This window comes from Virgibacillus sp. SK37 (genome assembly GCF_000725285.1).
Classification (GTDB): Bacteria; Bacillota; Bacilli; order Bacillales; family Amphibacillaceae; genus Virgibacillus_Q.
This window is the reverse complement of the sequence record NZ_CP007161.1, coordinates 594,442-608,223: the sequence shown is the minus strand read 5'-3', so window position 1 is coordinate 608,223 and position 13,782 is coordinate 594,442. Positions and strand designations below refer to the sequence as shown.

Here is a 13,782-nt window from a genome sequence, read left to right as displayed (position 1 = left end):
CCATCCTCTCTTATTCACAGTCTGAATTTTAAGTTAAACAGGAAGATGCATGATACAATGACAGTAAAAATCCTGAGACATGTAAGGAAGTGAGCAGATGACCAAAGCAGCTATAGAATTCAAAGATGTAGATTATACAGCAAATGGAATACATATTTTAAAACGAATTACCGGCTTTTTTCCAAAGGGGAAAATCACGACATTAGTTGGACCCTCAGGAGCAGGGAAATCATCATTGTTCAAATTATGCAATGGCTTGCAAACGGCAAATTCCGGACAAATATATATTAACAATAAATTAATTGAACAGTATCCACCTACTGTATTACGGAGAACTGTAGGAATTGCCCTGCAAGAGGCTACCATGATTAATGGAAGTGTTGAAAAAAACTTAGCGCTCCCCCTTACCCTGAAAGGTGAAAAGTTACATAAAGAATTGGCAATCGAATTACTAAAAGTGGTGGGCTTGAAGGAGAGCTACATGAGTAGAAATACACAAGAGCTATCTGGAGGACAGCGTCAAAAATTATCCATTGCGAGAACACTCGTGAATAAACCCCAAGTACTACTGCTTGATGAAATCACATCTTCACTTGACCGTGTATCCCAGCAAGACATCGAAAAACTAATCCTAAGAATTAACAAAAAATACAATACGACCATCATATGGATTACTCATAACCTCCAGCAAGCCTTATCCCTTGGCGATTATACCTGGGTCATGATAGATGGGGAAGTAGTGGAAACAGGCGAAAGCGATCTACTAACTAATCCAAAAAATGAAAGAGTAAAACAATTTATAAAGGGTGGAATGGAATGAGTTATTTAACCTTAAGCATCACCCTCATATTTGTTATCATCCCTCTTATCTTATCGAAAACGTTTAAGCTCGGCTTGGAAAGAGATACCATTATTGCAGCAGTTCGTTCCATTATTCAATTACTCGCTGTAGGTTATGTTCTTCAATTCGTGTTTAATGAGGAAAACGTTGTATATATAGTTCTGATGCTGTTATTAATGGTTGGGGCAGCTACACAAAATGCCAGGAAAAAGGGAGCTTCCATCAAAGGGATTACTTGGAAGCTGATCGTAACCTTTTTGTTTATCGAAATTTTAACCCAAAGTATATTATTAGGTCTGGATATAACTCCACCTACCGCCCAATACGTCATACCAATTAGCGGGATGGTTATCGGAAATTCGATGGTACTAGGAATTCTTTTCCTTAACCGATTTACCGCGGAAATGGAAACGGGACAAAATCAAACGGAGCTAATTTTATCACTTGGTGGTACACCCAAGCAAGCCGTCCATACACAGTTAATTACCTCGATTAAAGCAAGTACCATTCCAACTATTGAGAGTCAGAAAACAATCGGATTGGTACAATTACCAGGAATGATGAGTGGGCAAATCATTGCAGGGGCTGATCCAGTACAAGCAGTATTATTTCAATTGCTCATTCTATTCTTGTTGCTAACTACTGCAGTGACTACAAGCATCATGCTCGGTTATCTTTCTTATCCAACACTGTTTAACCAGCGAATGCAGTTTTTAAGGGAAAGCCTAATAAGAGAGTAAGCTTCCTATCTCATATATAATCTTTAGTACACAACAAAGCAGAAAGGAATGATCCCTTTCTGCCTTTGTTTATTTCACTTTATTCTTATTTGTCTTTTCATCTGGTTTTTGGAATGTACGCCTGGCGTCTTCCTTCAATGCTTTCAGTAAGGAATAAATCATTACCAGCAAAATAATTGCAAACGGAAATGCTGATAAGATAGATGCTGTTTGCAATGCTTCTAGTCCACCTGAAGCAAGTAAAACGGAAGCAGTTGCCGCCTGAATAATTCCCCAGCTAAGTTTCACCGTGTTAGGTGGGTTTAAACTTCCATTCGTTGTCTGCATACCAAGTACAAACGTCGCTGAGTCTGCTGAGGTAATGAAAAATGTACTTATTAAGACCACTGCCACTACAGACAAAATAATACCAAATGGCATCGATTCAAACATTCCAAATAATGCTTGCTCTGTTGCTAAATCAGAAAGACCTGTATTTACTCCATCAAGTTCTTGTTTTAAGCTAGCCCCTCCAAATACAGCAAACCAAAACATACTAAACAAACTAGGAATAATTAGAACACCAAGAACAAACTCTCTTACTGTTCTTCCTTTAGAAACACGAGCGATAAAGGTCCCTACAAATGGAGACCATGCAATGAACCATGCCCAATAAAAGACTGTCCATCCTTCGATCCACTCATTATGCTTAGCATCAAAAGGAGCCATCTCAAAGCTTTGAGAAGGGATATTTTGTAAATATTCACCTAAAGTAGAAGAGAATAAATTCATAATATAGACACCAGGTCCGATAATAATAGTTAGCAAAATTAATATAACGGCTAGAACGATGTTTGTATTACTTAGATATTTAATCCCTTTACTAATACCTGTCCATGCAGAGAACATAAATAGTACGGTAACAATTAGAATAATAATAAATTGCGTTAAGAAATCATTATCAATATCGGTAAGAAAAGCAAGACCTCCACCAATCTGGGAAGCGCCTAAGCCAAGAGATGTAGCTACACCAAATATGGTTGCAAATACGGCAATTACATCAATTGTCTTACCAATTAGCCCGTTCACTCTGTTTCCTAGGATCGGCTGAAATGTTGCACTGATCAAACCAGGTGCTTCTCTGCGGAATTTAAAGTAGGCAATGGCCAATCCAATAACCGTGTAAATCGCCCATGTATGGAAACCCCAATGAAAGAATGTATAGCGCAAAGAATTTCTGGCTGCCTCAATTGTTTCAGGCTCTGCGTTTGGTGGAGCCGCAAAATGGGCAAGCGGTTCAGCTGAGCCCCAGAAAATTAACCCAATTCCCATACCAGCACTAAATAACATAGCAAACCATGTAATTTTGTTATACTCTGGTCGGTCACTTTGCTTACCAAGACGAATTTTTCCATAAGGACTGAAAATCAAATAAATAGAAAATAAAAGAAATATAGTAACAGATAATAAATAAAACCATCCAAAGTTCTTAGTTAGAAATCCTTGTATATCTCCTGTTACGGTGCCTAAATTTTCAGGAGCCAGGGAACCCCATAAAACAAAGGCTATACAAATAACAATAGATACCCAAAATACACTTGTAACTTGCTTCATATAAACTCTACTCCTTAATTAGTTAATATTGCTCGTTAATTTGCGGGCGATAGCTAGAGAATGCTCTGTAGCCTTGTCCGCCCCTACCAAAGCAGTTAATGATGTCGCTCCCTCTATCAAAAGCGTGAACTGATATGCCAATTCATCTGCATCTCCATCCACACTTTGACTTGCCAATTCTTGAAAGTATTGTAATAACCTATCTTTATGTGTTCTCACAATAGTTACAATTTCACTATTAAAACCCGCATAATCAACCATGGCACGAAGAAACATATCTCCTTTGTAGGATTGATGCTTCAGCCACTCTCCATGTGCTTCCAATGCAAGTAAAATTGGCAAATCTGAATTTTTCTCGATGTGCGCATCCAAATAACTCCAATATCGCTGTTCCCTTTGTTTCAAAACCTCTTGCACAAGACTTTCCTTTGAGGAAAAGTGATTATAAAGCGTCATTGTGGCTACATCTGCTTCACGAATAATTTGTTTTAAACCTACTCCACGAAAGCCATGCTCATAAAATAAACGTTCGGCTACTTCAAGTATTTTCTCTTTTTTCATTGATCTCCCCACTGCTTTACCTCCTTCATAAAATTAAACCAGGGGAAGATGCAACCTGGTTGTACATTTTTACAGCGATTAGAGTTATTTGTGCCATATAGGATTACTTTTATAAATAAAATAGATAGAACGCTCTTTCTACCTTGGCCATAGTATCAATGGATGCGTTTTCAAGTCAACCCACATATTAGAATTTTTTGCAGAGAATCTTATTTTATACTTATTTCAATTCATACAAAAAGACTGCGGTTTATTTCATCGCAGTCTCTAGCTTCATTATTTTTTCTCCGTTTATATCTCGTTCTTCGATAAATGCGAAACCAAATTTTTCGTACAAATAGATGGCTGGCAGATTATTTTCATACACACTCAAATAAATAGTCTGGGCTGGATACTCTTTTTTCAGGGTATCCAGCATTGCTTGACTATTTCACAGTTCCATTCTTGTTTAAAAGAGATGAAGGTAGATAGCGGTCATCCTATTGGTGGAATGATAAGGAGAAAAGAAGTGCTGGATGGAGACTTCGACAATTATTATTATTTGTATAACCGACTGGAAACGGTTCCGACTCAGACAATTACCTATGCGAAGGAAGCAGGCTTCTGTGTTATTGGATACCATATTGGCCGAGAGACTACCATTGATCAAACCTATGCCAAGCTTCTTCACTATATCCAGAAAGCACATTTAAAATTGGGAAACTGGGCATATGAAGAATACATACTAGATGAAATATCTGTTAATGGGATAGATCATTACGTAACAAAAATAATGATAGAGGTGAGAGAGAAATAGCACGATATAGAAAAGCTTATTCCTCTTCTCCCTTTATCACTAAATTGTTAAAACAATATGTGACTGTTTCTTCATCTGATTTACTATCAAGGTGGAAATCTTGCTGGTATTCCTCATTGCCTTTCCCTGTGATAACAATCCAGTCACCTGTCGTAGCATCTTCTATCGCCTTCATTATCGCTAGAGTTCGATCCGGAATAATAGTGCCATTAGACATGCCATTTTCGCTCTGTAATTTCTCTATATCCGAAATCATTTTCTCCTGTGTGACCCCATTTAAATCATCTAATGTTAATGTATAGTAATCAGAAATCTCTGCAGAAATGGAGAGCATTTCGCTCCGTTTCGTCTCATCCCGGCCCCCGCGCCAGCCAAAGATATGCTTGAGCTGTTTAGCACCTGCTTGTCTTGCTGCTTGTAAACAATGAAAAACAGCATCCGGAGTATGGGCATAATCAATAACACAAGTTACCCCATCGCTTTTTATCTGCTGAAAACGACCTGGAATACCTGTGAAGTTAGTAAGGGCCAAAGCAATTGCCTCGGTATCTACTCCCGCTATTTTTGCTGCAAGATACGCCGTCGCCATATTATAAAAATTGTGCATTCCGGGCAATTTTGTATCGATCTCAAAGGGGTTCACTCCATCATATAGCTTCATCTTTTGTTGCGAATCATTCAGGGACACAAGTCTAACATCATTTCCTTTTGTTCTTCCAACAGTAAAAGAAGCAACTCCCTTTTCGTACAAGATCTCCAACAACTGTTCACCATAACTGTCATCACTGTTTACTACAGCTTTTCCGCCTTTTTTCAGCTTATCAAATAATAGTTTCTTTACATTAAAATATTCTTGCATGGAAGCATGATAATCTAAATGATCATGGCTTAAATTAGTGAATAATGCGACATCAAAAAGTATACCATCTACTCTACATTGCTTTAATGCGTGAGAACTGACTTCCATAACTACAATTTCATCCCTACTTTCGTACAGCAGCTGATTTAATTCCAAGGGGCCTGGGGTAGTATTCATTGAAGGATAGATTTTTCCATTTACACTATTTTGAATGGAGCCAATCATCGTACAAGAGACATCTGCCTGCTCGAGCACATGTTTTAATAAATAGCTTGTCGTTGTTTTACCATTCGTCCCCGTAATCCCAATGATAAATTTATTCATAGATGGGGAATGATAAAAACGGTCACTTAAAATAGCGAGGGCTCTTCTTGCATTATCTACTTTTATATACGGCGTATCCTCAAGGGAAATGTCATTTTCTCCAACAATCACAGTAGCTCCCTGTCTAATTGCTTCATCTATAAAACGATGTCCATCAGCTTGCACACCTTTAATCGCAATAAAAAGATAGCCTTCTTTTACTTTACGTGAATCATAAGCAATCCCTTTAATTTGTATATCTCTACTTGTTATTTCTGTGAATGTTTTCATTTCTGTTGCAAGTTCTTTAACGATGTTGTTGAAATCCATTCTTTTCTCCTCTCACTTAGCAGGTTCTTATGTGTTGTTGAAATTTTAAGTGAAATCAACATAACATTTATTTAATATGTGATGATACATATAATTCAATACCAAAACAAGTGTATTTACAAAATGGAAGCCTAAAATTAGATTTAAATGGCTGAACCTAAACAGATTACTTGCACTGCCACTATAGATTTGATAAAAATATACTGATTACCCAACAATCAACCAGAACAAAATCGGAGGAATAAACGTGAAAATAGTTGCAATGGTAGGAAGTAACCGTAAAGATTCATATAACATGAAACTCACATCTTTTATGCAGGAAAGATATAAGGATAAGCTGGACATTGAGATTTTACCAATTGGGCAGCTTCCATTTTATAATCAGGATGATGAACTAAATCCATCTGATATTGTAGAGGATATTAGAGAAAAAATCAGAAACAGTGATGGCATCCTATTTGCGACACCTGAATATAATGCGTCCATCTCAGGTGTATTAAAAAATGCTATTGACTGGTTTTCTCGTGTAGATAAAGTAATGGTAAACAAACCCGCAATGATCGTTGGCGCATCAATGGGACGCTTAGGAACAGTAAAAGCGCAAATGCATCTTCGCCAAATTTTAAATGCACCTGGCGTTGGAACTATTACACTACCTGGAAATGAAGTTTATGTAGGTGCCGTCCATGAGAAAATAGATGAAAACGGCAATTTAACCGATGAGCAAACAGCACAGTTTATTGATTCTGTGATGGATAACTTTGTTCACTGGATAGAAAAAATGAGTGTGAAGCAATAGAATGAATCACCTGCGTGTAAAACGAAGCGCAGGTGATTTTTTTATTAACACTTAAATAATTTCATAATTTTTATGAGCTACAACCGTTTTATTTCCTTCAAAATCATGTTCCGTATTATTTTTAGTAACTAGCACTATTACAGAATTCTCATTAATTTTCTCGACAATTCCTTGTACTCCAGACATAAAAGATATCTTGTCGCCTACTTCTACCGTCTTATTTGAACTCATATATTCTCCACCCCATTGTTTAGTATTAACTACTATTTCTTTCTATTATATGTAATACCCGTTTAACAGTAAAATTAAAATGGTTATTTTATGAAAATTTTATTACAAAATATTACTGTGAGTGTGTTTTGTTGTCTCCACATAAAAAACGAGATCTACTCTTAGGTAGACCTCGTTATATCAATGGGTTTAAAGTGGGCTTACATCATGCCGCCCACAAAATGATAAGTTGTAACATCTTTCATGTTGTGTTTCTAAAGTGCGGTAAATCAACATTTTACGATTTTGTAACTGTAACATCTTTAACGGGGATTTACCGTTTATTATGGGATAGCGTTAGCAAAATGTTAACAAATTTTTAGCAGTCTAAGAATAAAGCTTACCCTCGTAACAATTCAATGGAATTTTGTATTCTAATAACGTAATTAGAAACTTTTTTATTATAATACTCCTCTGGGTTTTCTCTATCTAAGAATTGCAATAAAAATGCTCTATAACCAGCTAAATAATTTAGTAGTGAATATTTATTTTTAATTTCTCTATTTAATCCACTATTGTTAATATCAGAGAGTAATTTTGTTATATCAAAATTACTCCTATGCTTATCAATAATAAATAAAGTACTGGACAATCCTTTTAGTTTGCTCCTTGAGATCCTAATATTATCTTCTATAACAAAACCATTTAAGGAGATAGAATCTTGATCATATCTTATTTTATGTTTATTTAATTCGAATCCCCTAGTAGATAAAATATATTTAATCTTCTTAATGAAAAAATCATTATGTAAGAATTTATTATCAGTAGAAAATAAAAGGTCATCAGCATATCTAGAGTAGTTAATATTAAACTTTTTACAGTATTTATTTATTCTAATATCTAATTGCCTAAATACAATGTTAGATATAGTGGGAGACGTGATTGCCCCCTGTGGTAATTTTCCATCTAATGTGATTAAATCAATAAGTAATAATAATTCTTCATTATTTTTATTATCATTCAGACGAAAATAATAGGAGAATACAGATTCCAGAGTGTCATTTGTAATGTTTTCAAAAAAGTTCTTTATATCTAGTCTCAGGTAATACTTTCGTCTAACGTGGGGTTTCAGATAATCGCTGTATGATTGACCTGATACAAAACCATAAACATAATTTGGAATTGATATTGTATTTAGGAAGTTAATTCGAATGCTTTGCTGAATTTTTGATAAAGCCGAATTTTTTTCAAGGCAGTTAATAGTACGAAAACCATTTTTTTTCGGGATTTTTCTTTTAGTATAATATTTACTTTTATCTTTTAGTATTTCTTCGACTAGTGATTTTGAGGTTGCTAGTATCTTATTATAAAAGAAATCTTCTCTATATATGTATATTTGCATAACTATCCTCATTTTAGAGTAGAGGGAGTACTTTCTCAAAATTACGCGTAGCGCAACTTAGCGACTATAATAACAATTAACAAAGTTAACATGATAACAAATTATAGTGCGCCGATCGGCACTTCTAATAGAGACACTAGACCCTTGGCTTTTTATATCCCACTGATGTAAATCTATGTAGAAATACTGAGAATATAAGTCTCAAGGTATGGAATACTCTATATTAATATTCCTTGCTACTCCCTCTTACTCATCTTATATATATTTTTTATTATATCGTAAAGTTCTGGAAAGTAAATACTAAACTGCTTTTCTTGTTCCTCTCTCGTGTTGTGAATATTTATTTCTTTACTAAAAACATAATCTAACCATGCAGATACCCAGCCAGAGGTTTTATCATACCTGCGTCTAAATCTATTAATTAAAAGATATGACTTTCTAATGTTATCAGGAAAGGAATTAGTTCTGTTATCTTTCATTATCTTTTTCAAAGTGTCATATTTACCATTAACAATAAGACGAAATGCGGTTGATAAAGCTTCTTTATTATTTGAGATATTAAATAAGTCATTAATTTGATTTTGGTCATGTGGATTATTAGCTATTAACCAATCTCTAAATAACTCTAAATTATTGTAATTGACTAAAGAACCTTCAATGGTTGTATTAACTGGATAAACTTTATATTTTAAACAATAAAGCTTAATCAATTCCTTAAATGTTTTAAAATAATCCCCATAAACTATACACCAATACTTATCTAAACTATATGTATATGAACTTAATGAATTTATTTTCATTCTTATATCATATAATTTTCCATTTCCCCCAAAGTGAAACATTTCTTTCTCATGCTGCTTTTTAAATCTTACATTGTCCAGTGGATTTAGGAAATCCTTTTGCCCATTTTTTAGCAATACCTTTCCAGCATAATCAACTTCAAAGATATAATCATTATCTACTATAATTATATATGGGATTTTCGTATTTCTAATATCTGGGTGTATTGTTGAAATTTTTACAGTCTTCCCTTCGAATGAGTAAAAGTCTATTTTTTTTAAAAATGGAAAAAGAGTTAGCAAGTTATTATTGTCAAACAACTCTAATTCTGTATCACCTTCAACAAATACAATTTGTTCAGAAAAATAGTAGCTAGATTCTTCATCTGATAATATATTTCTTTCCCTATGGTCTTGGAATTGATAAATTGTCGTTATGTCTGCATAACCATTCATCTGGTTGGTTGCATGTAAAATGTTGTAATCTTGGGTTTTCTTAATAACATTTTTTAATACTCTAGGGGCATGTGTAACTATAATACTTTGACTTTTATTTTCATCTCTGATTAAATTACTCATTAAATCGTCTATATACTTCGGATGCAATCCTACTTCTGGCTCATCAATTAATAGTAATGGAATCTTTAATTTTTGTTCTGCTATTTTTGCCACTAAACTACAAAATAACTGTAGATAATTAAATGAGTTTGTCCCTTCAGAAAAGTAACTCAACTCTTTATATTTATACCTTAGTTTCTCCCCACCTAATTGTAGCTTGATTGCATTTAAGAACTTCTCTTGATTGGTAAAAGGACTAATTACTATATTATTTCTATCAAGTTTATCTCTTAATATATCTATAATTTTCCTATATGACTCACCATATTGTTGGTATATTAAATCACCAAGATCCTCTTCTAAGTTAAAGCTTGGGAGTTTAGCCATATCTCCAACCATTTCCCATAGTGTTTCCCAATTTGTATGATCATTATTTTTAATTGATATATAGTAAAATGGGTAAATTGTTTTAAGTACTTTACGTAATTCAAAGGATAATCTCGGTGCCCATTCTGTATTACCTTCTTTATCTATATATAATCTAATTGCTAACATATTATTTCTGTCTACAAAGGAAATTAATTCTCCTATATTATCCATAAAATCGCTTTGCTTCATCTCACCAATAATTTTTTTTAACCAATAAACTTCATATACATTGACAAAGTATTTATAATCAAAGATTAGCTCAATTTCAGCAAATTCATTATAAGGATTATTTTTATCAAAGATTATAAAATCACTTTTCTTGCCTTCAAGAGAGTTATAAAAGTATTGTAAGGCTTTTATAAAGGTTGTTTTACCTACTCCATTTTGGCCAATAATACAGTTGTTTTTATCAATCTTTATATCTACTTTCTTGATAGACTTGCAGTTCACTAATTTTACTCTTTTTAGCATACTCTAATCTCCTAGTTACTCTTTGCCAAATATCTTTATTCCAAATTGTAACCTCAATTATTTTGCAGTTTTTATACATATTTCAAACAATATTCAAAACTATAGTTTTTATTTTTATCTTATTTATCTCTACAGTTACTTATTTTTAAAATTATACCAAGGTTAAAAGTATATTAAATTCAAGGCATTTAGTGCCTATGAGTTAATTGACTGATAGGAGATTTAAGCTTAAACAGTCATTCCTTCACTATCTCTTAGAGTGAATTCTTCAACAAACTCATTTGAAATTACCTTTTGGTCAGTTACAAACGCAACACTGAACCTCGCTCTTGTTAAAGCAACATATAAGCCTGCTTTAGTTTTTGGACTACTAATAGCCTCATAATTACCTTTTAAAAATTTATGAATAGGTCCATTTGGATAAATAAAGACTCTATCAAACGTCAATCCTTTAGACTTTCCAAAATTTAAAGGTGTAAAATTATCTGGTATATTCTTAGTCCTTTTATCATATCTCAATACAACAGGAGAATATTTTTTTGCATATTCAAGAACTTCACTGCTTCGAATGTAAAAAACACCATCGTGTCCAGTCTCCATATCATTCATGGAATTTGTTTTAGGCATTTGGGGATAAAGTGAATCTGCTATATCACAGATTAATTGGTTACATCGGAAACATTCTGTCTTATAAACAATAGAACAGAAGCCTTCCTTCTGCCAATCACTAAACAAGTCAAAAATGGTTTGTCCCCTATATTTTTTGTTTTTCCTTGAATTATTAGTGAAGTAGGTAGCCTGTCGGTTATCTCCAACTATAATGTTATGTATATTAGATTTTAATAATAAATATAGAAAATCTAAATCTGTTCCAGCTAGATCCTGTACCTCATCTACCATTAGGATATCATATATACTCTCTAATCGATCAATAACCAAACCGTTTGATATTTTATTAACCTCAAGCACGAAATCACACAACTTGTCAGTATAAATATATTTTCCATCACGAAAATAGTACTTTTCAACTTCCGTTTTAGCTATATATAGTGTAGATTGACCATTAACAAATTTTATATTTTCAATTCTTTTTTTATCGTATAAGAAGTTTTGATAAGGCCTTACACATTCTCTTAGTAGGAAGGAATACCATGTTTGAACCACAACATTCTTAGGGACATATCCAATTTTATCAAAAAACTTTTTCTCAATTTCTTTTGTATTATCTATTGTAAATGTTGTTATCAATATCCTTTTGTCATTATTTTTCAATGCTTTTTCAACTAGATCTGATGATTTTCCTGAACCTGCTGCAGCAATAATAACTTTGTTATTGAATTGCATCATTTATATACCCCGGTATAATAATTTTTTGGTTTGAATCAAAAATACGCATTGCACACTCACTTTTATTACCTGAACTTGTCATAAATTTAATAAGCTCAGCCTCTGATGTATAATCCTTCCCTAAAATATCATTTAATATAGATAACTCATTTGCTGATACCAACTGTGGTTCTAACGTTGCATATCTCGTGTCGTCACTATAGCAAATTTTGATTGTTGGATGTTTTAGGTAATGATCACCATATTTTTCAATAATGTGCTTAACAATGTCTCCATCATTATCGGTAACAACAGCAACCTCTTTATTTAGAAGATCAGCTATCTCAAGAAAGCGCTTAAATGATAATCCTCTTACAGTAATAATATCTATACCATCTTCGATAGGAAGCCTATTATGTTTTTGAAGATATGCCTTTTGAACAATTAACTCATCTGATGGGCCTTCTACTAAAATAGCCTTATCAGCTAGCAATAATCTAAGTGTATCGTAACCGGGTAACTTTTTAAAATAATTATAAGTATCCTCATTTAAATCTCTTAATGTTATGTGTTTTCCATTATTCATCAATACTACTTTATCTAAACCAAGTTTATTTAAAACGTAAGTACTATGTGTTGTAATTATTAACTGTTTCCCTTCACATTTTTCGGAGATTTGATTAATTAATTTTTGCATATTTGAATGAGATAAGTGATTTTCTGGTTCTTCAATTAAGATTACTTGAGCCTCTTCAGCATTTGATTCGAGTGATAACTTCAATTTTACCGAGTTTTGCTCACCTTTCCCAATGAAATCAAAAGGTATATCATCCAGATAAGCAGTCAAATTGGATTCCCATCCATTCTTTTGAGATATATCTAGAGAAATAGCAAGTTCTTTATCTGAGATATCACCTGTTTTTTTAGAGAGTGTACTATTAATCTTTGATATAGATTCAACTTGAGAGAAATTCTCTTTAATATCCCTAAAATTAAAATTTAAAGTTGCGCGCTGTTTAGGGTCTAGGGTATCACCAATTACACTTGAAATATACCTGTCTGTTCCGTTCCATGCCTTTCCTTCCGTTGGATCAATTAATACACATTTAATAGGATTGCTTCGTGAAGTTATTGGATTAGATGCAAAGGAATACCAATTAATTTTATAATACTCTATCGGTATATTTCTTATATTAGTCGATTGTTCTATGTATTGTTGATATTCTTCAGTGTAGTCATCATCAAATTCTATGGAAAAACTAATGCCACATGCATTTTCTTTAATTGAATTGTTTGACCCCTTCAAAGATGCATTCTGATTATCTTCCTTTAAATATATTTCTATAAGTATGCTAGGTGGGATTACACGCTTATTTTTACTAATGTTTTTTATGTAATCTTCAACAACAGTCTTATTAAAAAGAAATGGATTTAGTTCATTATGTATATTTCTCTTATTTAATGTACTAGTTAGTGCTAAATTAACGGCTTCTAATATAGTAGATTTTCCTTGTTCATTATTACCAACAAGAATATTTATTGTGTCGTCTAATTTTAAATCTAGATAATCAATAGATTTATAGTTTTTAATAATTACTTTTTCTATCAATGGGTGAACTCCTTTCAATGCTCAGTCTTTGTAATGAAAAATAAAAACATAAGTACACTGTATTAGTGTTAATCTTCCGCCTGAACTAATGATGTTTTTATAGTTAACATACAGCCCATATTTCTATACATGGATTAGGTGGTTTTTCCTTGTTACCTTCCAAACAATTATGAGCA

Annotated in this window: 13 protein-coding genes; 4 read left to right on the top strand and 9 right to left on the bottom strand. The window is 33.1% G+C overall.

What is annotated here, in order from left to right:
* Positions 1-97 precede the first annotated feature (97 nt).
* Together X953_RS03160 and fetB are read left to right on the top strand one after the other, a co-directional pair.
* Positions 98-820 (top strand): phosphate ABC transporter ATP-binding protein, encoded by a 723-nt coding sequence (locus X953_RS03160; protein ID WP_040954318.1) that lies wholly within the window; start codon positions 98-100, stop codon positions 818-820.
* Positions 817-1,581: an iron export ABC transporter permease subunit FetB gene (gene fetB, locus X953_RS03155; protein ID WP_040954317.1), complete on the top strand. Its 765-nt coding sequence runs from the start codon at positions 817-819 to the stop codon at positions 1,579-1,581. The genes X953_RS03160 and fetB overlap by 4 nt, the downstream gene beginning before the upstream one ends.
* A gap of 69 nt (positions 1,582-1,650) precedes the next feature.
* Here fetB and X953_RS03150 read toward each other — a convergent pair whose 3' ends face one another.
* From X953_RS03150 to X953_RS20470, 3 genes are all read right to left on the bottom strand, one after another.
* The gene (locus X953_RS03150; protein ID WP_040954316.1) at positions 1,651-3,174 is read right to left on the bottom strand and encodes a BCCT family transporter; all 1,524 of its coding nucleotides are present in this window, start codon (positions 3,172-3,174) and stop codon (positions 1,651-1,653) included.
* Positions 3,175-3,192: 18 nt separating this feature from the next.
* Positions 3,193-3,747: a TetR/AcrR family transcriptional regulator gene (locus tag X953_RS03145; protein WP_040954315.1), complete on the bottom strand. Its 555-nt coding sequence runs from the start codon at positions 3,745-3,747 to the stop codon at positions 3,193-3,195.
* 238 nt (positions 3,748-3,985) lie between these two features.
* Positions 3,986-4,153 (bottom strand): hypothetical protein, encoded by a 168-nt coding sequence (locus tag X953_RS20470; protein ID WP_369792720.1) that lies wholly within the window; start codon positions 4,151-4,153, stop codon positions 3,986-3,988.
* Positions 4,154-4,156: 3 nt separating this feature from the next.
* Between X953_RS20470 and X953_RS03135 the strand changes: the two genes are divergently transcribed.
* Complete coding sequence (locus tag X953_RS03135; RefSeq protein ID WP_156958435.1) at positions 4,157-4,531, top strand: hypothetical protein; 375 nt, start codon at positions 4,157-4,159, stop codon at positions 4,529-4,531.
* A gap of 16 nt (positions 4,532-4,547) precedes the next feature.
* On the opposite strand, the gene X953_RS03130 is transcribed toward X953_RS03135, so the two are convergent.
* Complete coding sequence (locus tag X953_RS03130; RefSeq protein ID WP_040954314.1) at positions 4,548-6,023, bottom strand: UDP-N-acetylmuramoyl-L-alanyl-D-glutamate--2,6-diaminopimelate ligase; 1,476 nt, start codon at positions 6,021-6,023, stop codon at positions 4,548-4,550.
* Between the two features lie 247 nt (positions 6,024-6,270).
* On the opposite strand from X953_RS03130, the gene X953_RS03125 reads away from it, so the two are divergent.
* The gene (locus X953_RS03125) at positions 6,271-6,822 is read left to right on the top strand and encodes an NADPH-dependent FMN reductase (protein ID WP_040954313.1); all 552 of its coding nucleotides are present in this window, start codon (positions 6,271-6,273) and stop codon (positions 6,820-6,822) included.
* Between the two features lie 51 nt (positions 6,823-6,873).
* Here the strand turns inward: X953_RS03125 and X953_RS03120 are convergent, their stop codons facing one another.
* The 5 genes from X953_RS03120 to X953_RS03100 all read right to left on the bottom strand — a co-directional run bounded on the left by X953_RS03120 (position 6,874) and on the right by X953_RS03100 (position 13,606).
* Entirely contained in the window at positions 6,874-7,053 is a 180-nt protein-coding gene (locus tag X953_RS03120; RefSeq protein ID WP_040954312.1) for a DUF2187 family protein, read from the bottom strand.
* 379 nt (positions 7,054-7,432) lie between these two features.
* Complete coding sequence (locus X953_RS03115) at positions 7,433-8,434, bottom strand: reverse transcriptase family protein (RefSeq protein ID WP_052350025.1); 1,002 nt, start codon at positions 8,432-8,434, stop codon at positions 7,433-7,435.
* Positions 8,435-8,670: 236 nt separating this feature from the next.
* A complete protein-coding gene (locus X953_RS03110) occupies positions 8,671-10,671 on the bottom strand; it encodes a retron Eco8 family effector endonuclease (protein ID WP_040954311.1) in 2,001 nt (666 codons plus the stop codon).
* A 228-nt stretch (positions 10,672-10,899) separates the two neighbouring features.
* On the bottom strand, positions 10,900-12,018 hold the full coding sequence (locus X953_RS03105) for a UvrD-helicase domain-containing protein (RefSeq protein ID WP_040954310.1): 1,119 nt from the start codon (positions 12,016-12,018) through the stop codon (positions 10,900-10,902).
* Positions 12,002-13,606, bottom strand: a complete 1,605-nt coding sequence (locus X953_RS03100) for an ATP-dependent endonuclease (RefSeq protein WP_040954309.1) — start codon at positions 13,604-13,606, stop codon at positions 12,002-12,004. Before X953_RS03100 ends, X953_RS03105 begins: the two co-directional genes overlap by 17 nt.
* Positions 13,607-13,782: the final 176 nt, after the last annotated feature.